The sequence below is a fragment of the Flavobacterium sp. Root420 genome (assembly GCF_001427905.1).
GTDB lineage: Bacteria > Bacteroidota > Bacteroidia > Flavobacteriales > Flavobacteriaceae > Flavobacterium.
In genome coordinates, this window is sequence record NZ_LMEF01000029.1 from 85,434 (window position 1) to 106,042 (window position 20,609).

Genomic DNA, 20,609 nt, shown 5'->3' on the forward strand with positions numbered 1-20,609 from the left:
ATGGAAAGGTATATAGTATTTTTTTTGATATTAACTACACAAATAAATTTTGCCCAAAATACATCTCCCTTCCCTGTTTCAGGGAATGTTGGGATTGGGACAACAGCTCCATTATATAGGTTACATTTAAGTGGTTATCATAATGACTCTCAAATTTTGCTGCATTCTTTGGGAGGAGGTGACGATGCACGTCAAGCTGATTTAATGCTCTGGTCTAGCGAACCGGAAGTAAGTTATTCCGGAGTGGGTATTGGTAATAATGTAGCGGTATCTACAAGCCGGGGAATGCATTTGTTGAATATTATAAGAGGAGGGTCATATCTTAGGTTATTAGATAATTCTATGTCTTTTGGTATTGTTTCATCTTCTGGTGTAAATAAGGAGGTTTTAACTTTGGATACACAAGGAAACGCAGGTTTTGGCACAAACTCGCCCGTTAGCAAATTATCTATTGCTGGCTCACTAACAATAAATGGAGGATTGACAAATACTTTGGCTAGGCCGTCAATTACTAGTAAGACCTTACTAACAGGGGAAATTAGAGGTTATAGTAATAGTGGAAATGATTATGATGATGGTTTTTTAAGAATTTCAGCTGGAGGTGGGACAACCCCAGGAATTAAATCTTATATCGATTTAGCGGGCTATTCTACGGTGCCTGATATGAACGGAAACATTGTTTTTGGAACTTCTGGTAGTGAACGTATGCGTATCGATCGAAATGGTTACATAGGTATTGGAACATCATCTCCAGATTCGAAATTAGCTGTAAATGGAACCATCCATTCCAAAGAAGTAAAGGTAGACATGAATGGCTGGTCAGATTTTGTTTTCAAAAAAGAGTATAACTTGCCAACGCTTCAGGAAGTTGAAAAACACATTAACAAAAAAGGGCATTTAGAAGATATCCCAAGTGAGGAAGAGGTTTTAAAAAATGGGATTAATTTAGGAGAAATGAATGCTAAATTTTTACAGAAAATAGAAGAACTTACTCTTTATCTAATTCAACAAGAAAAGAAAAATACTGTCCAAACTTTAGAAATTGAAAATTTTAAAAATGAAATTGCTAATTCTAAAAATGAGATTGAAACATTAAAAAAAGAAAACGAATCTTTTAAAAACATTTTAGATAGGTTATCTAAAATTGAAGAAAAATTAAAATAAAAACATATGAAACAAACTTTACTATTGATTATTATCTTCTTTCATTCAGTTGTAAAAAGTCAAACTTTTAATGGCAATTTAGGCTCTCAAAGTTTAAACTGGGCAACAGAACAAAAAGATTTTAATGCTCTTCCAAGAGTTGGGATTATTCCTATGTCAATTAAATTATGGGACAATTATGGAGGGACTAATGCTCCTACTACATATGGATCATTATTGGAAATTTATGGAAAGGCGGGGCATCTTGTGTCTCAGTTGTATTTTAACAGTACATGGGAAAGTGGAAGAATACAATACAGAAGCGCTTTTTATAATCAGAATAGTTGGGAGACCTGGCGCTATCTTTTAGATTCCAAAAGTGATGTTGAATCTTCAGGAAATTTAAAAATACAAGGATTTAATAGTAGTTATATTTTAAACGGAAATCTTGGAATTGGTACAGCTAATCCAAATAGTAGGCTTGAAATAATGGGTTCGTCTCAACTAGGTAATGAAATTGGAACCTTAAAATTAAAAAGTAGCACATCAAATCAATTTATGTATTTTGGTTATGATGATCAATTTTCTGCAGGATACATTCAAAGCGTTAAACCTGGAACAGATCAACAAAATATACTTATAGCTCCTGTAGGTGGAAATGTAGGGATAGGAACGAAATTTCCAACGTCAAAACTTACTGTTGCTGGAAACATCAATTCTCGTGAGGTAAAAGTAACCGTAGATGCCGGAGCAGATTTTGTTTTTGAAAACAACTACGATTTACCATCTCTTGATGCTGTTGACAAATACATTAAAGAAAATAAACATCTTCCCGAAATTGCTTCAGCTGATGAAATGAAGAAGGATGGGATTAATTTATCTGAAATGAATATTAAATTATTGCAGAAGATTGAAGAACTCACACTTTACTCTATTGAACAGAACAAAAAAATCAATAAGCTTGAAGAACAAAACAAAAAATTAAACGATTTAGAAAAACGACTAGAAAAAATAGAATCTAATTCAAAATAAAACCAAAAAAATGAAAACAAAATTCCTGTTCTTATTTATTATATCATTTATTTCGTCATCAAAAGCGCAATCGTACTTTCCATTGCGCAGTATAGAAACAAATTTACAATCTTTTTCTGGGGTAAACGGGCAATGGGTTGCTGTGGAACCTGCAAATAACACTTTAGGTTCAAATTATTATCAAGGTCTAAATTTTGGTTTTGACGTTAATAATTATGCAAGCTTAGTAAATAGTATAGGAACAAATGAATTATACTTTGGAAGATGGTCCGGTAACTGGCAAGGATGGAATAGAATTTGGCATTCAGGAAATTTAAATAATATAACTACTGATTTCACAGCAAAAAACCTTGGTGTAGGTGTTGTAAATCCGCAAGCAGGTGTTGATGTTTTAAGATCGCATAACTTAAATATTCCCAGAGCAATAAAAATAATGTACCAAGGTTCATGGGGTACCCCTCAATATGCAAGTAATTATAGATTTATAGATATTCAAAGTACGGAGGAAGGAAATATTTTAGCGGTTAATGCCTATGGAATGGGTATTGGCTTTAATCCTCCATCTTACAGCTCTCCCGACAAATTGTATATAAATGGAAACGTTGGCATTGGTACAACAAACCCAACCTCAAAACTTACCGTTGCTGGAAACATCAATTCTCGTGAAGTAAAAGTAACCGTAGACGCAGGAGCTGATTTTGTTTTTGAAAACGATTACAATTTACCTTCTCTGGATGCTGTTGACAAATTCATCAAGGAAAACAAACATTTACCTGAAATTGCTTCAGCTGATGAAATGAAAAAAGAAGGGATTAATTTATCGGAGATGAATATTAAACTTTTACAGAAAATTGAAGAGATGACTTTGTATATGATTGAACAAAATAAAAAGATTATTGATTTAGAAAATAGATTAAAAAAAGTTGAAAAAAATTAAAATGAAAAAAAATCTAAAAAAAACAATTTTACTTTCTATAACACTTTTGATGTTAAGTTTCATGACATTAAAGGCACAAAGTTTGAATCCCACATCAAGTATCTCTGCACCAGGTTCTGCGGATTTATTCAAAGGTGGCTATACTTTTGCATATGCGACATCTGGAACACCGTGGAATGGAGCTCTGCTTAGTTATGGAGGGTTCGCACCAAATAATTATGATACTCAAATAAGTTCAGATTATGGTCCACAAGGGGGAAGCCATATATCGTATCGAACTAAAAATGGAGATATTAATACTTGGAATCCCTGGAATGAATTAGCAACACGTGGTGCAAATGTTTTTACCGGTGATCAATCTGTGTACGGCGGAATTGCCAGTTCTGCTTCGGGAGACCTTGGAGGATATTTAAGTTTAATAAATACTTCTAAGGGTTCTTCAGGAACAGCAGTAAGATGGACTATATATAACATGACTAGTTCATATGGGAATAGCCTACAATTTTGGGCATATGATAATTTAAGCTGCGCTGGAGGCTTGTGCAATAATCGCTTTACTATAATGGATAATGGCAATATTGGCATAGGTACAACAAACCCAACGTCAAAACTTACCGTAGCCGGAAACATCAATTCTCGTGAAGTAAAAGTAACGGTTGATGCAGGAGCAGATTTTGTATTTGAAAATAACTACAATTTACCTTCTCTGGATGCTGTTGACAAATACATTAAAGAAAATAAACATTTACCTGAAATTGCTTCAGCTGATCAAATGAAGAAGGATGGAATTAATTTATCTGAAATGAATATTAAACTTTTACAGAAAATTGAGGAATTGACCTTGTATTCAATAGAGCAACAAAAAAATACTGAAAACTTAACCAAAGTTATTGAAACACTAGCTAAAAGATTAGAAGTTGTTGAAAGAAAATAACCCAAGTATTAAAAATATAAATATGAAAAAAATAATTACCCTTATACTGTTTGGAATGACCATTTTTTCAAACGCCCAACAAAAAATAACTTTCAATTATGATTCCGCCGGGAATCAAATCCTAAGGGAATTATGCCTTTCGGGATGTAACCCCTTGGCTAAACCTACAAAAGAAGAAGTAAAAGAAATTGAGGCTTTAGTCGATGAAGATTTACTGAAATTCTCGCAAGAAGATGTCATTTCCTATTATCCAAACCCCGTTAAAGAAGAACTCTATATAAAGTGGGAACTCAAAGAGAACAACTATGTTAACTCTATTCAGGTTTTTAATTTGACAGGACAGTTGCTCAAAAGCTATCAGCCAACTGTTCGCAATGACAGCCAGAATATTGCCTTTCAGGATTACCCAACCGGAATTTATGCCGTAATGCTTTACTATAGTAATGGCGACCAAAAATCGATTAAAATCATCAAGAAATAATATATGAGACATTTTTACTTAACATTCCTATTTATCAGTTTACCTTTTCTTGCTTCAGCTCAGGATTCAGGAGGAATACCTGTTGAAGGGATAACCCTCATAAAGAGAAGCAATGAAACACTAAAAACTACAGTTAATAAGACTGAAATCAATAGCGAAACCGCTAACTTATTAGTTGCAAATACAATACCTGGGCCTACTGGAAATTCAACAGAAGTAGGTGTAACTGAGGGGCAATTGTCAGTTTCACTTAACGGAGTAGCGGGTTATTCCATTCCAATTGCAGTACCTGCAGGAATTAATGGTGTCGTTCCTCAGATAAGCTTAGTTTATAGTAGTCAGGCGGGAAATGGAATTGCAGGGTACGGATGGAATATCGCAGGTGTTTCTGCTATTACTAGAATTCCCAGAACAAAATTTCATGATGGAAGCATCGGAGGAGTAAATCTTGATGCTAACGATCGTTTTGCTTTAGATGGACAAAGGTTGATTTTAAAAACTGGTGCAGCGTATGGCGCGGCGGGTTCAACGTATGAAACCGAGAATTTTTCCAATATTAAAATTAGTGCTGTCGGAGTATCGCCACTAGGTGCTAATTATGGGCCTGCCTCTTTCTTAGTATCATACCCTGATGGTTCTATTGCAGAGTTTGGTTCTACTTTAGACTCCCAATCAATTACCACATGGACCATAAATTATTGGCAAAATGCACAGGGAGTAAGAATTTCATATAACTATACTAAAATAGAAAACAGTATTGCTATAACTAGCATAAAATATGGTACAATAGGAACGACAGCTCCTATTAATGAAATTCAGTTTGTCTATGGTACTCGTACAAGGCCAGAACAGTCCTATATAGGTGGTAAAAGCATAGTGAATAACAAGATATTAGAAAAAATTCAAGTAAAAGGTAATGGAGTAGGTTTTAGAAATTATAACTTTTCATACAATTCTAGCTCTTTGGGATACCAGCGTTTAGAGAAAGTATTTGAATTAAGTGGCGATGGGACTAAAAGTTATAACCCAACGGTATTCTATTACGAAAACTCCAGCGAATTAATATCATATGCAAATATTACCACAAATTTAAGCGTGGGGAATATATCGTCTCAAAATGCAGCTACTGTTTCGGGAGATTTTAGTGGTGATGAAAAAATGGATTTCTTGATCTATCCTACAATTGGTCCAGATACTAAATCAAAGTATTGGCTGTATTCGGATATAAATTCTGGCGGGACTAATTTGGGTTTCGAGCATAAAGTGGGGGCTTTTGAGACTATTTTTCCTGTTAATTGGTTGACTTGGAATAATAAGCTTTATACAAAACAAGGCTGGGCTGTGGCAAAACGGTCGGCTACCAATTATACTTTTACGGTTTATTCTGCTGGAATATCGTCCCCCATTTATTACCAATATGAAAAAGTTGTAAATTTTCCAACTCAATCTATTGGTGGATATGCTGATTATTGTACAACTGTTGATGTCGAAACTATATTCCCGAAAAAAATACTTTCTGGAGATTTTAATGGTGATGGTATAACTGATGTTATTGCTATTGACCTAGAACTTCAATCATTTAGTTATACTGATGATTATTATTATGGCTGTTTATCCTATTCAGAAATAATAACTTCCAAGAAAGTATATTTTGTAGATTTAAAAAGAGATAATACTACCAATTTTTTAACCTATTCTGGTGAATTGGCTTCAGTTATAACGTCCAGTTCTAAGGTTGAAGTAGCTGATGTAAATGGAGACGGTAAATCAGATTTTATGGTTTTTGAAAATGGAAAGGTAACCACATATACACTCAATAGTACGAATCAATTAGTTTTATTATGGAATTATCCAGATGCAAATATCTCGGTAGATTCAAGTAAAACAATTTTATTGGGCGATTATAATGGTGATGGGAAAACCGATTTTATGATACCCAAAGGATACGGATTTACAGAATGGTATCAATATAGTTCTACAGGAACTGATTTTACTAAGGCTGTTCAAAATAATAATATTACCTTTTTACAAAACACAACTTCAAGTACTAATAATTATATAGTTTCTGATTGTAATAAAGATGGTAAATCAGATTTAATTCGCACTAATACACGTTTAGATCAAGCTGGGAATGGTCAAATAGAGGTTAACTATTATCCAAATTTAAATGGTGTTTTCAGTCCTAATTTTAGATATACAACTGCGAGTTCGTTCACTTCAGATATTAAACTTAATATTCTGCCGATTTACCTACCCACAGGAAGAGGAATCGTAATTAAAGACAAACCCTATAATCCAACTCTCGAAATTGCATTTTTGGGTAACAATAAAATTTTTTATTTTAATTCTAATAAAGATAACACCACAGATCAATTACTGCGAACTATAACCACTGGAAACGGAGTTCGAGAATCAATTACCTATCAGCCATTATCAACGACCTCTTATAACGAGAGATATATGCCAATATATACTAGTGGATATACGGAGAATTATCCCAAAATAGATATAGAATCTGCAGCAACTGTACAGGTAGTTACCAAATTAGAGAAACAAAGCACCTCTGTTTATAAAAAACAATTGTTTACCTATGCCGGTGCAACTTCCAATTTAGAAGGATTAGGCTTTATGGGGTTTCGTGCTTCAATGCGAACTAATTGGTTTGAAGATGATAGCAAGGCGATTAGTACCGTGTCAAAGTTTGATCCAAATTTGCGGGGAGCTATTGTTGAGAGTTATACTTATTTAGGGATAATTAGTCCTTCAATTGCATTAAATACTGCGGCTCCAAACATTCCTAGAGCAAGCCAAATTACCGTAGACAACACCAGAACAGCAACGGAGACTCTTTTGGCAACAAATAGTATTACGTTTAGCCCTGGTGCAATTATTAGCCCTGGAGCAGGTAATACTTTTATTGCCAAAATTACTTCTGATTATGATGCTAATGGCTATACAGAAACAAATGCCACCCCGCCTAATGATCTGATAAGTAAATCCTTGTCATTTTATGAAACTAGCCTGTCTTCATCCAAAGTTTTTAAACTCCAAAATGTAAGATCCAACAATTACAATATTCTAAGTGATAGTAGTGATGAAACCAATATTGTATATGATAATTTCAACAATCCTATAGAGTCTATAACAAAAATTAGAGCAGGCGGAGCCAACCAGCAAGTCACTACTAGCATAATAGTCTATGAACCACTTATAAATTCTCCTTACATGATAGGCAGACCTAAAAGCAAAACACAAACTGTCACAGCTTTTGGCGATAGTATGAATTCTAAAGAAACTTATCAATACGGCTCGGGATCTGAAAGTAATTTATTAAAAGTAATCCAAAAATGGGGTAACAATACAAACGCTATTACAGAAACCAATGGGTATGACACTTTTGGGAATGTTATAATAAAAACGCTATCAGCACCTGGTGTGGCGGATAGAAAAACAAATTTCGTATATGATCCAACAGGTATTTTGTTAAAAGAAACCACTGATATTGAAGGATTCAAGACAGCATTTGAGTATTATCCTAACGGTACGCTCAAATCAGAAAACAAACAAAGTGAACTTAGTTCTTGGAATAATGCTTTGTTAACAGGTTATGAGTATGATTCCTGGTTCAAAAAAACTATTGTTACTGATTATTTGGGTAAAACCCATACATATGGTTATGTACGGGAGAACGAAAAAGCTAAAATCACGCTCACTGGAAACACTGACGATACTTATAGTGAAGAGCTATATGATGAATTGGGCAGAAAAATTCGTACTGGTGTAAAAGGTGTACAAGGCATTATGTCCTACAAAGATTTCAAATACGATATTTACGACCGCAACTTTAGTTTTAGCGAGCCCAATACAGGAAGCCCATTATGGAATACCACTTTATATGATGTTTACGGTCGTCCCGAAACCATTACAGACTATAAAGGTAAAGTATTGTCTATAAAATATGATAAGCGAACCACTACAATTACAGATGGGAGCACTGGTCAGATCAAAACATCTACAACAAATTCTATGGGTAAAGTTATTAGCCAGCTCGAAAGTCCAATAGGAGGTACAATGAATTACAATTATTTTGCCAATGGAAATCTTAAGGAAACCAATTATAATGGTAATAAAATAAGTATAATACAAGATGGGTGGGGACGCAAGATCAGTCTAACAGATCCTTCGGCCGGTACATACACGTATGACTATAACGAACTCGGCGAAAGCACAAAAGAAACAACTCCAAACGGCACTACCACCTATAAGTTGAACGATTGGGGTAAAATTGAAACCAAAACTATAGCAGGTAGTAATACTAACAGTACCACTCAGTATACCTATACGCCGGACAGCAAATTACTTCTAAAAATGGTATATACTGATGGTGGGGACGCAGGAAAAACAATTGTTACCGATTATACTTATGATTCTAAAAATCGATTGGAAACTACTACGGAAACTACAGGTTATGGTGCTGTTTTTACAAAAAAACTAGAATATGATGCCTGGGGCAGGGTTGAAAAAGAAACCAACACGGCATCTATAAACGGGAAAACCAGCACCTCAGCTACACAAAATGAATACAAAAATGGTTATGCATATAAAATATATGAAGTAAAAAATGGACAAAAGACCAAAACTCTTTGGGAAACAACTGAGGTAAATGCTCAAGGGCAGCTGACCAAAGCGACGCTAGGTAACGGAATTGCTATCAATAATATATATGACAGTTACGGCTATATATCCAATATAAAGCACACTTTAGGTATGACCACCACCATGGAATTAGGTACTAATTTTGATACGCAACGAGGCAATCTTAAGTGGCGCAAAAACAGCCTTTTTGGAAATGTTACCGAGAATTTTGATTATGATAGCCAGGATCGTCTTATACAGTACCCTAATGTACAAGGTGTGCAGGAAAGTCAGGCTTATGAAGACGATGGTCGTATTAAATCTAACACATTGGGAACCTACAATTATGGCAATTCAAATAAAAAATACCAAAATACCTCGATAACACTAACTTCTGCGGCTTTACCTGATTATCAAAACAAACCCTTACAAACAGTTAGCTATAATACTTTTAATAGTCCTGTAGAAATAGTGGAAGATGGTAAAGACAAAATAAGCTTTGTATATAATGACAATAATGATCGTAGCGTTATGTTTTATGGCGGATTAGGGCTTAAGGAAACTCGAACCTACCGAAAACATTATAGTGCCGATGGTTCTATGGAGATCAAAGAAAATACACAGACAGGAGAGGTTGAGTTTGTGACTTATATAGGTGGTAATGGATACTCTGCATCGGTTGTTTCTAAAAAAACATATAGTAGCGTGGGAGCTACACAAGAACAAACGTTATATTTGCATAGAGATTATCAAGGTAGTATCTTGGCAATAACCAACGAGACAGGAACTATGTTAGAAAAAAGACAGTTTGATGCTTGGGGAGCTATTGTAAAAGTACAAGATGGTGCAGGTAATTTATTAAACGGTCTTACTATTCTTGATAGAGGTTACACAGGGCATGAACACTTGCAAACTATAGTACTCATACATATGAATGGGCGTTTGTACGATCCTAAACTCCATCGTTTCCTGCAACCAGACAATTATGTACAAGATCCCAATAATACTCAAAACTATAATCGTTATGGATATGTATTAAACAACCCTCTAAAATACACAGATCCTACTGGGGAGTTTAAAATTAATTGGAATAACATAATTGCTGGAGTTGCCATAGTTGTTGGAACAGTTTTGTCTGCAACTGGGGTTGGAGCGACAGTTGGGGCTATATTAATTGCGGCGGGAGTGGCACATTTTGGTGCTGCATATGCTGAGTATACTAAAACTGGAGATTGGAATGCCGCATCAAATAATGCAGGGATTAGTTTTGGTGCAAGCTTTACTACTGATTTTGGTTATGATGATTCGAAAAATCATATTCCTGGTGTTGCTCAAAATGATCCTATGGTTAAGCCTATTACTACAGAGAATAATTTTAAAACAGATTCATTTTCTGGAGTTACAGGAGCTTTGCCAAGTAATGAATCAAGTTTTTCTACTGAATTTTCGGCATTAAGTTTGGGAATTCTTGATGAGGGTAATTTTACTGGAAGATATTATTTTAAAGATGTCAATAACACGTTCTTTGACGTAAGTAATTTATCAAAAATCGGAAAATATGGAGGAAACATTTTTGATGCTTACGAGGTAGCGGATGGACTTTATAAGGTTTCTACGGCTAATTCCCCTCAACTAAGAACGGATGCAGCTAATGAATTGGCATTTAATTCATTTGTTATTGGTGTTGGAAGAAAATATCCTGTTTTAGGGTTAACAATTGGTCTAGGTAAATTAATTTCGACAACAGAGGCTTACAAAGAGGGAATGCAGGATGGTAGACAGAAAGCATTTATTGAAAAAAATGGTTATCCTGTTAATCACACTGCAACAATTAAACCTGATAGTGGTATGTATAGAGAATGTGAAACGTGTCCTTTAAAATTTAGATAATATGAATATTTTTAACTTTGTTTTTTATAAAATGTATAAGTCAACAGCGAGAGTAAATGATTTATCCCCTGAAATTGCAACAATTATTTTTTTATCGGTAATTATGTTTTTGAATGTATTTTCAGTTTTATTATTAGGTAATATATCAATTGAAAATATTGGTCGAAATAAAATATTTTTACTCTTAACTATAATTTTGGTGTTTAATTTTTATTATTTTCTGAATAACGGTCGATATAGGACTATACTAGATGAATATGATACACAAACAAAAAACAAAATTTGGGATGTGCTAATTTTCTTATATCCATTTATTTCTTTTTATGTGTCTTTTAAGTTGCTAAAAATGAATAATAGCACAATATATTTGACTTTATCAGCCTTATTATTACTCGAAGTATATGCATACTTTAATCCAAAAAAAAGATAATATCCCAGCTCTCCGAAGTCTTCCTTATGAAAAGCTGCGCAAACGTCTCTGACTTTGCGCAATTTTTTTTTCTTAGAAATTGTAAACCTGATAAAAGTCTCCCGACTTTTTACGAATACGTTCTTAAAAACAATTTAAGTGCGAAAAATCTTTATTTTTGCAAAAAAAATTAAATGAAAGAAGGATATGTTATTCGGGATCAAACTTTACCACATTTTATCACACCGACGGTTGTAGACTGGATTGATGTTTTTACCCGTCAAACTTATAGAGATATTGTTATTGAATGTTTCGATTATTGTATCAAAAACAAAGGAATGATTTTGTATGGCTACGTTATTATGAGCAATCATATTCATTTAATTGTTCAGTCAGAAGAAGGGAAATTGTCAGATTTAATTAGAGATTTTAAAAAGTTTATTGCAAAGAATATTTTAGATAAAATTCAAAACAGTCCTGAAAGCAGAAGAGAATGGATGCTGGAACGTTTTAAGCTTGCAGCTCAAAAACATCAGCGTAATAAAGAATATCAATTTTACTTCGTCAGTTCGCCTTTCAGGCTCGGGTGGCAATATGGTAATCACGCAGAAGAAATTTATTCAACAGCATTTATGTGGTCTAAACGGCATTATATACATTTGAATCCTGTGAGAGCAGGATTGGTTGCAAAAGCTTCGGAGTATATTTATTCTAGTGCGGGAAATTATGTTAATGATTCGGGATTATTGGAAATTGAAAAAGTTGATAATCCAATAGTAAATGTATTGGATCCGAGATCAATCGCTCTTTATAATTTATATTGAATTTAGTTGTAAAGTTGGAGACTTTGAGAGGTTTCCGTTTTTGAATTATATTTGTTTAAAATGGCGCAAAGTCGGAGACATTTGCGCAGCGCGAGTAGTACTTTTTTAATTGTTTCAGTAGTTTGTATTCCAAATATTTACGTTCATAGTTTTATTAGTAATAAATATAATAAAAACCGTCTAATTCAGTATTGAATTTTCTTAGTTGTAGATAGGAGATGTGCTAATGGTTACCACTTTTTCAAAGCGGCCATGATGACTTACAGAAACATCCTGAATAGTGTTTTGTAAAGCAGTGGATAAATACGGAAGACCATTTTTGTCTTTTGAGATAACTTCTTTTTCAATTTCTATCACTTTATTCAAATCGTCAAAATGACTAACCGCTATAGTATGAATATGATCCTCAGATAGAATGGTGTTGGTGTGGAAAGTTTTGCCGGAACAAATGACATTTCCTGTAATACTATCGTGGTTTTGTGATGCTATAGAGCAAACCAGTTTTTGGGGAATATATTCCCTTATTTTTGTTTGTCGATTGTACACTTTATACGCTGCTTCCTTCATGCTCCAAAGTATCCAAACCATACTTTCCGGATCTGTTGCAGTTGAAATAAGCAATTGTTCATCAAGGGTAAATATTTTTTCGATAAAACCCTTGCGCTGCCAATTGCTTTCTTTGCGGGATTGCATAATATCAATCACGTCATTGCCAATCATTTTTGGGCTAGTTTGGCTTCAATAATTTCTACCGCCGTTTTAACATCAAGCATGCGTTCCATGTCGGTATTATCAATTACAACATCGAAGGTTTCTTCAATATCCAGAACAATGTCTACCAGGTTAGCCGAATTAATACTCAGATCATTAATAAAATCAGTATCCTCGGTAAGGTTGTCGTATGCTTCTGTATTGGTAGTATAGGGCTTTATAATCAATTTTAGTTTAGCTATCAGTTCTTCTTTGTTCATACTATTATTTTTTAAATTTTTTAAAAATTATACAGGCGTTTACATCACCAAAACCAAAACTTGCTTTGGCAATAATATTGGGATTACTTTCAATTGTTTTTAGAGGCACTTTTGAAGGATCTATAAGAGCGCTAATTTCAGGATGAAGATCTTCACAATTTGTATTTCCGAATATAAAACCTTCATGAAGCTGCAACACGGCTGCAATACTTTCAATACTTCCCGCGGCGCTTAAGCAATGTCCGGTCATACTTTTTAAAGAATTAATATAGGGAAAATTATTTCCCTTTCGATCCAGCGCTTTTGTCCAGTTTTCAATTTCAAGGCTGTCTTTTGTCGTTGCCGTAAGATGCCCGTTTATGGCATCTATTTCATCAGATGAAATGCCAGAATTAGAAATTGCATTTGTAATACACCGTTGCACGGCTGTGCTGTTTGGTGCGGTCATACTGCCATTGCCACGCTGTCCGCCCGAGTTTACATTTCCGCCTAAAACTTCCGCATAAATCGTTGCTCCACGTCCTAAAGCGCTTTCTAAATCTTCTATTACCAGGGCCCCGGCACCGCTTCCCGGTACGAAGCCTGCAGCTGATGCGCTCATAGGTCTTGAACCTTGTTCCGGATTATCGTTGTATTTTGAACTGCAGACACGAAGTGCATCAAATCCTGCCCAAATATAAGGGCCGCTGTCTCCTGTACTTCCTGCTAATATTCGTTTTGCCTGTCCCGCCTGTATGCGATCATAAGCCATCATAATAGCTTCGGTTCCTGTTGCGCAGGCAGATGAATTGGTGGTAACCTGATTTCCAAGGCCTAATTTTCCGCCAAGATAAGCACTAATGCCACTATTCATGGTCTGTGCCACAACAGTGCTGCCTAATCTTCGTGTTTGTAATTCGTCAATTTTATAGATGCTTTCGCGGAATTTATCGATCCCGGATGTTCCCGATCCAAAAATAGTTCCGCTGTCCCAATCTGGTTCGTCATTAATTTCTATTGGTAACCCGGCGTTTTTCCAGGCTTCTATCCCTGCAATAACGCCATACAAAATACCGGTGCTATTAAAACCGCGTAGTTCCAGTTCGGTAAAATACTCGGCTTTAAGTTCTTCAGAAATTTCAGGTTTACCGGCTATCTGGCAGGAAAACTGTAATTCCTGCAGTTGCTTATCATGCCGAATTCCGGATATTCCGTTTTTTATGGCGTGGCTAAATGCTGCCATACCAACTCCGTTTGGAGCGGCGACGCCCAATCCTGTTATTACAACTCGCTTACTCATAATTTATTGGTCATCATACCAGCCAAAATACCTTTGCAGACTTCTAGTCCGGCTTCGTTTTTCATAATTACATCGCACTTTAATTTTCCAAACCTGAAAAATGTTTTTTGAGAGGTAACCGTTATTTTTTCGCCAGGATAAACGGGTTTTAAAAACTGCATTTCGGCAGAGGTAAAAGCAATTACGGTATCTTTAGTAAAACTATCGCCCAGAAGATAGATACCAAGACAAACCAAGCCAATCTGAGCCATGGTTTCTGTCAGGATCACACCGGGAGTTACCGGATTATCTTTAAAATGACCTTTATAAAAATCCAGCTCTTCGCTATACCTATAGGTACCGCTAATACTATTTTCGTCTACGTGAAGTAATTCATCTACAAACAAAAAAGGTTTGCTGTAAGGCAGTTTTGTTAAAATATTAGTCAGTTCCATATTTTTTTTTCTAAATAATTACCATTGTAATAAAACTCTTTGTGCCGAGAATCCCGGGCCAAAACTCAGCATCAACCCCTTTTCTCCCTGTTTTGGATTTCTATCCATAATTTGCTCCAAAACATACAATACAGTGGCACTCGACATATTGCCGTATTGTTTTAGAACTTCTTTCGTATCCTCAATATTTTTTCCTAATCCTGAAAAAAGTGCTTCCACGGTTGTAATGATCTTTTTTCCGCCAGGATGAAAAATCATATGCTCAATGTCTTTGATTTCTAAATTGTTCTTTTGCAGAAACGGATGTATAATATCTCCAAAATGAGAGGCGATAGTGTCCGGAACTTCGATATCCAAAACCATTTGCAGACCGTTGTTAGTGAGTTTAAAACCCATCATGTGTTCGGCTTCGTAAAAATGATACATTTCCTCGTTCACTATTTCCGGGCCTTGATCTTCTTCGTGAGAAGATAACAAACAACAGGCAGCTCCGTCTCCAAAAATAGCCGCGCTTACAATATTGGGCATCGAAAAATCATCTAGCTGAAATGTTGCCGTTGGAGACTCCACGGCTATAACTGCTGCACGTTTTCCAGGGTTAGCTTTCAAAAAATTCTTCGCGTATATAATACCTGATATTCCGGCTGCGCAGCCCATTTCGGTTACCGGAAGACGCACAATATCCTGTCTCAGCTTCATTTTATTGATGAGGTAAGCATCTAAGGACGGAATCATGATTCCGGTACAGCTTACCGTAATGATATAATCCAAAGTCTGCGGATCCCAATCTGCTTTTTCAAGTGCTTTTTGCAGCACCTGTTCGCCTAAAATAATGACTTCACGCGTATAAATATCGTTTTTCTCTTCAAATGATGTTGCGGTAAAAACTTCTTCCGGATCCATTATCGAATACCGTTTGTCTACTGCAGCGCCTTCAAAAATCTTTTTGACTTTTTTTATGAAACGATCATCTTGCTCATGCAGCCATCCATCCAACATTGGAAGTATATCAGCCGTTGCACGCGAATATTGTGGGAGTTGCTTGGCAACCGTTACTATTTTTACACTCATTTTTTTGTAATTATCCACTGGTAGCGAAAAGCCCATTTCCAGTTTATGGTATAGTTTTTTAAATTTAGCTTTTGAGAGAATTTTTCAAGTTCCTTCTTCCTAAATCCTCTCAGGATAGAAATCAGTCCATCTTCACGCGACATGCTGTTCAAATTAAAAACAACGCAGATCATTTCAAAAAGCCTGTAGGCTGTTTTACTTCGATGCAAATCATTGATAATAATGCCAGTTTCAGCATTATTACTAAAGATACTAATTATTTTTAATATTTGTTCATTGGTAAAATGGTGGAGCGTAAGGGTACATAAAATAATATCAAATTTCATAGTTTTAAAATCTTCGCTAAAAATATCCACACATTTGTATTCGATATTGGGATATTCTTTTGATAATTTTTTCGCATAATTGATCGTAAATTTATTGGCATCTATACCAGTAAGTTGAAAAGTAAATTTGTTTTTCTGACCAAATTTTGCCAGCATACGAAGCATATCTCCGTTACCGCAGCCTATATCGGCTATAGAAATAGTTTTAGGATGGTGGGATTGTTTTAATAATCCTTTTATTCCCTGCAGAATTACTTTATTGCCTCCAAGCAATTGATTGATGCGGGCAATTTGATCCAGTGCCTTTCTTAATTCTTCTCCCTGCAGAGAAAAATCATCCATTATTTCGGCTTCCTGTGTTCTGTATTTGGTGTTTACGGCCATTTAATTGATTGCTATAGGTTTACCGTGAGTTTGTTTAATGATCTCAGGTAGTATTTTAGGATATGATGCCACTAATGAAACGAACATATTGGTTATTGTTTTGTTGGTTAAGATTCGCGCCAAAATTCTGCCCATAAATATTCTTTTTCCAAAATGTTTTTTCCATTCTTTTTTATAATTTCTTTCTAATTGATCTCTGGAAATACTCTTATTTGCATAATAGGTTAAGATTAATTCTGATGCTATTTTGGCGCTATGAATAGCCATCGCCATTCCGTTGCCGCAAAGCGGGTGGATAAGACCGGCCGTATCGCCAATCATTATAATGTGATTTTCAATGGGCTGTTTTTTATCAAATGAGATCTGACTTATGGTAAGGGGTTTATCAAAAAGAAGTGTACTGTTTTCAAAAACAGATTTAAGATGTTTGTTTTTATAAAGAACATTTTGCTGATAATCCTCAATATTTTTATATTGCTTAAAAGTAGCATAATCGGCGAGGTAGCAAAGGTTTATAATGTTATTCTCTACCTTGGAAACGCCACAATAACCACCGTTAAAATTGTGCAGTGCCACAAAATCATTATCTAAATTGCCGCAATAATGAGCTTTTACCGCTAACCAGGGTGATTTTTTATGAAAGAAATTACGATCTAATACCTGATCTACATTCGAGCGTTTGCCAAATGCACCCAATACTATTTTTGCCGTTAAGATTTGATTTGCAGTTGTAACATTGAAAATATCATTGCTGAAAGATACATCAGTAACATTTTCTTTAATTATGGTACAATTCACTGATACTGCTTTTTGATACAAAAAGGCATCTAGTACATATCTGCTGATACCAAATCCGCCTAGCGGAAGTTCTGCTTTTGCTGTTTTTCCGGTAGTACTGGTAAATTCAAACTTAGAGATTTTTGTGGGATTAAGTTCAGAAACATCGACGCCCAGCGATCTGAGATAAGGTAAAATCTCATTCGAAATATATTCACCACAAACTTTATGTCGGGGATAAGGAGATTTTTCGATCAGGATTACTTTCAAATTCTTTTGGGATAGATGAATAGCCGCTGTCAAACCAGCGAGTCCGCCACCAATAATCACGACATCTGAATTTGTTTCCATAATACCAATTTAGTCATAAAATCTTAGCATTCCAATTATTACTATATTCTCATATGTCCTGATTTGCCATAAAATGAAATATTATTTAAATAGTCTTTACTATTACATGTTTAACTTTTGAAATTACGTCTCTTCCTTTCCCCATAAAATAACATCCAGTTTTTTTGAATAGTGTATTTTATCTGGCAAAATACTCAGGCTGAATTTTCCGGCATCGTACAAAATATCATTTATGGAAACGTTTAAATCTTTAAGGTCCCATTCTTTGTGGTGTATATCAAATCGGCAGATTTTATTCTCGCAGGTTTCATATAAAGAATGCCTTTCAGTCAGCCAGTAATCTAAAGCAGTTTTTTCCGTAAGAGGTCTTGTATTGCCAATTGTAACATCAAGTCGCTGATTTTTGGCGGTATTTTTGGAAACTATTTTTTTAGCGCTCCGTTTTATTGCAGATCTTTGATAGGGAAGTCCAATAAAAATCCTGGTGAGTAAAACTTCAATTAATTTATCAGTTTCTATAGAAAACATGTAAATTCCGGGTATTTCATCCTTAATGACATATGTTCTAATATTTATTTCATGAAAGTTAGAAATATAAGGCAGGGCGGGCGCATTACGGAATCTCATATTCTTGACTTCAAACGCAACCAGGGAAACCCACGACATATTGTTGAAAGTATCCAATTCAATTTCTTTGGGTATATGCTCCCGCAAAAAATAGACAGGAACTTCCCAATGAAAAAATAAAGTATCATGCCATTGCTGAAAATATTTCCATTTTTTGTCGGGAAGGGGATAATGCCTGTTACTTGTGCTTGCCAATATTTCGTCTATTTTACTCATAACTATTAAATAACCTTTACGTGCTCCCTGTCCTGTATCCCATACTATCACAGCGTTTTGGCTGTAGACCATCAAACACTAGCGAAAGGCTTCTGTTTCAGGTATTTTATTTTCAAGTTTCTATACAATGACTCATTTACAGACTGATTGGTTCTGTTTAAAGTATAATTTATAACACTGAGTCTGTAGTGTTTAAGAGGCTTTCCTTTGCTGAATCCTGAAAACTTTCGATTTGTGATTTTATAAGGTCTTTGTATTTTGCAAGGCCGATTCCCGCTATAGGTATAGCCAATTTTCCGATTAGAGAGGCAGCCTGAGTATTGCCTTTTTTATGAAGATAAGTGGATAGAAGCAGAGTGCCGATTGCTCCAATGAGTATTGCTTCTCCGGGAATATCCGCAATTCTACTTTCAATTAATTCCCTGATGTCCTCAAGGTTTTCCTGATTGATAAAGTTTTCCATAATTACATTATTTTAATTTATTGACTAAAATAAAATTACTTCTTAAACCGTGGCATACTTTATAAAATTGAAAGGCTGAATTATATAATTATACGTTTTTATATATTGTAGAAGAGGGAGTTTTTAATAAAGGCGTTGCGTTAAAATTTGAAACAGCAATGGTTTTGAATAGAATTCCGGCTTTAATTCGTATTTTCGTTTTGAATAATTAAATTCCTAAACTCAGAAAAATACAGCAATATTAACAATTATTGCAGAAACCATTATTCTAAACGAAACTTTGAAATCAGAAGATGAAGTATAAAGCAATAAGCAGAGAATAAGGACTTTAATGACCTCAAATACAAGACTAACAAAAAAACAAACTCAAAGAAAAATGGAAATAACTTATAAATTTGACGTAAAACCAACAGTAGATCAAATAATTGAACTTTATGACAAAGCAGGGCTTCCCAGACCAACAAATGACAAAGAAAGAATTAGAAAAATATATGAAAATTCAAATCTTATTTTTACTGCTTGGGACAATGAAAAATTAGTTGGCGTTAGTCGTTCTATTACTGATTGGGCCTGGAGTTGTTATCTTGCTGACCTTGCTGTTAATCCAGAGTATAAAAAATCAGGAATTGGAAAAAAACTCATTGAGCTTACAAAAGAAAAAGTTGGAGAACAGACAATGGTTTTATTGCTTAGCGTTCCGACTGCAATGGAGTATTATCCGAAAGTGGGCTTTTCAAAGGAAGATAGAAGTTTTATTATTCACAGAACCAAGTAAAATGAGATTCAAAACTTAAATCCAAAATGAAAATTTGAATCACATAAACTGACTTTGACAAAATATTTTGCACTTTCTGAAAAAAAAAATGACTCCTGATATAAGGCTGTCATAACACCATTTTACCTTTGTTGTATAAATAATTTAAAAAAATATCGAAATGGAAAAGAAACAAGTTTTAAGAGGTTTGGCAACAGTTAACTTTTATGCAACAGACCATGAAAGCGCAAAAAAATGGTATAGCGAATTTTTAGGTATTGAGCCCTACTTCAATGTGCCGGGATACACTGAATTTCGTATTGGCGACTACCAACAAGAATTAGGAATAATTGATAGTAGCTATGCACCAGAAGGTTATTCAATAAAACCATCGGGAGCTATTGCCCATTGGCACGTTGACGATTTAAAAGCTACACTTGACCGGTTAATTGCAATGGGAGCAACCCCGTATCAATCCATTACAGACCATAGCCAGGGAAAAGGAACATTTGTAACAGCTTCTGTAGTTGACCCTTTTGGTAATATTCTCGGCATTATGACGAATGTTCATTATCTCGATATTTTAAAACAAAAGAATTTGTAAATAGCTATGAAACAAAAGATGGAAAACGAACCTCTATGCCATAACGAGAAAAGAATGGCGAAATTGG

19 protein-coding genes are annotated in these 20,609 nt (G+C 34.9%); 10 read left to right on the forward strand and 9 right to left on the reverse strand.

The genetic code is table 11. From position 1 onward, the window contains the following. The 8 genes from ASC72_RS14860 (at position 1) to ASC72_RS14895 (ending at position 12,285) form a co-directional block, all read left to right on the forward strand. Positions 1–1,164, forward strand: coding sequence for a hypothetical protein (locus tag ASC72_RS14860; RefSeq protein ID WP_056192174.1), 1,164 nt, complete (start codon positions 1–3; stop codon positions 1,162–1,164). Positions 1,165–1,170: 6 nt separating this feature from the next. Then, entirely contained in the window at positions 1,171–2,175 is a 1,005-nt protein-coding gene (locus ASC72_RS14865; protein ID WP_056192178.1) for a pyocin knob domain-containing protein, read from the forward strand. A gap of 10 nt (positions 2,176–2,185) precedes the next feature. Next, positions 2,186–3,112 (forward strand): tail fiber protein, encoded by a 927-nt coding sequence (locus tag ASC72_RS14870; RefSeq protein ID WP_056192181.1) that lies wholly within the window; start codon positions 2,186–2,188, stop codon positions 3,110–3,112. Position 3,113: 1 nt separating this feature from the next. Then, positions 3,114–4,046 carry a hypothetical protein gene (locus ASC72_RS14875; protein WP_131725827.1) on the forward strand — a complete coding sequence of 311 codons (933 nt, stop codon included), beginning with the start codon at positions 3,114–3,116 and terminating at the stop codon, positions 4,044–4,046. Positions 4,047–4,068: 22 nt separating this feature from the next. Further along, positions 4,069–4,527, forward strand: a complete 459-nt coding sequence (locus tag ASC72_RS14880; RefSeq protein ID WP_082564349.1) for a T9SS type A sorting domain-containing protein — start codon at positions 4,069–4,071, stop codon at positions 4,525–4,527. 3 nt (positions 4,528–4,530) lie between these two features. Then, positions 4,531–11,052 (forward strand): RHS repeat-associated core domain-containing protein, encoded by a 6,522-nt coding sequence (locus tag ASC72_RS14885; RefSeq protein ID WP_056192188.1) that lies wholly within the window; start codon positions 4,531–4,533, stop codon positions 11,050–11,052. A 1-nt stretch (position 11,053) separates the two neighbouring features. Then, the gene (locus ASC72_RS14890) at positions 11,054–11,482 is read left to right on the forward strand and encodes a hypothetical protein (RefSeq protein ID WP_056192191.1); all 429 of its coding nucleotides are present in this window, start codon (positions 11,054–11,056) and stop codon (positions 11,480–11,482) included. 173 nt (positions 11,483–11,655) lie between these two features. Beyond that, entirely contained in the window at positions 11,656–12,285 is a 630-nt protein-coding gene (locus ASC72_RS14895) for a transposase (RefSeq protein ID WP_056192193.1), read from the forward strand. A 201-nt stretch (positions 12,286–12,486) separates the two neighbouring features. Here ASC72_RS14895 and ASC72_RS14900 read toward each other — a convergent pair whose 3' ends face one another. From ASC72_RS14900 to ASC72_RS14940, 9 genes are all read right to left on the reverse strand, one after another. Further along, positions 12,487–13,005 carry a 4'-phosphopantetheinyl transferase superfamily protein gene (locus tag ASC72_RS14900; protein WP_056192195.1) on the reverse strand — a complete coding sequence of 173 codons (519 nt, stop codon included), beginning with the start codon at positions 13,003–13,005 and terminating at the stop codon, positions 12,487–12,489. After that, positions 13,002–13,256, reverse strand: coding sequence for an acyl carrier protein (locus ASC72_RS14905; RefSeq protein ID WP_056192198.1), 255 nt, complete (start codon positions 13,254–13,256; stop codon positions 13,002–13,004). The genes ASC72_RS14900 and ASC72_RS14905 overlap by 4 nt, the downstream gene beginning before the upstream one ends. A gap of 4 nt (positions 13,257–13,260) precedes the next feature. Beyond that, the gene (locus tag ASC72_RS14910; RefSeq protein ID WP_056192201.1) at positions 13,261–14,535 is read right to left on the reverse strand and encodes a beta-ketoacyl synthase; all 1,275 of its coding nucleotides are present in this window, start codon (positions 14,533–14,535) and stop codon (positions 13,261–13,263) included. Further along, complete coding sequence (locus ASC72_RS14915; protein WP_056192203.1) at positions 14,532–14,969, reverse strand: 3-hydroxyacyl-ACP dehydratase FabZ family protein; 438 nt, start codon at positions 14,967–14,969, stop codon at positions 14,532–14,534. The genes ASC72_RS14910 and ASC72_RS14915 overlap by 4 nt, the downstream gene beginning before the upstream one ends. Before the next feature lie 18 nt (positions 14,970–14,987). Then, the gene (locus ASC72_RS14920; RefSeq protein WP_056192206.1) at positions 14,988–16,040 is read right to left on the reverse strand and encodes a type III polyketide synthase; all 1,053 of its coding nucleotides are present in this window, start codon (positions 16,038–16,040) and stop codon (positions 14,988–14,990) included. Further along, entirely contained in the window at positions 16,037–16,750 is a 714-nt protein-coding gene (locus ASC72_RS14925) for a methyltransferase domain-containing protein (protein ID WP_056192209.1), read from the reverse strand. The genes ASC72_RS14920 and ASC72_RS14925 overlap by 4 nt, the downstream gene beginning before the upstream one ends. Continuing rightward, positions 16,751–17,878, reverse strand: coding sequence for an NAD(P)/FAD-dependent oxidoreductase (locus ASC72_RS14930; protein ID WP_056192212.1), 1,128 nt, complete (start codon positions 17,876–17,878; stop codon positions 16,751–16,753). 123 nt (positions 17,879–18,001) lie between these two features. After that, the gene (locus ASC72_RS14935; RefSeq protein ID WP_157849284.1) at positions 18,002–18,772 is read right to left on the reverse strand and encodes a YqjF family protein; all 771 of its coding nucleotides are present in this window, start codon (positions 18,770–18,772) and stop codon (positions 18,002–18,004) included. Positions 18,773–18,890: 118 nt separating this feature from the next. Further along, positions 18,891–19,184: a hypothetical protein gene (locus ASC72_RS14940; protein ID WP_056192214.1), complete on the reverse strand. Its 294-nt coding sequence runs from the start codon at positions 19,182–19,184 to the stop codon at positions 18,891–18,893. 376 nt (positions 19,185–19,560) lie between these two features. Between ASC72_RS14940 and ASC72_RS14945 the strand changes: the two genes are divergently transcribed. Continuing rightward, entirely contained in the window at positions 19,561–19,959 is a 399-nt protein-coding gene (locus tag ASC72_RS14945) for a GNAT family N-acetyltransferase (RefSeq protein WP_056193527.1), read from the forward strand. 160 nt (positions 19,960–20,119) lie between these two features. After that, positions 20,120–20,542 carry a VOC family protein gene (locus ASC72_RS14950; protein WP_056192217.1) on the forward strand — a complete coding sequence of 141 codons (423 nt, stop codon included), beginning with the start codon at positions 20,120–20,122 and terminating at the stop codon, positions 20,540–20,542. The last annotated feature ends 67 nt before the right edge of the window (positions 20,543–20,609 follow it).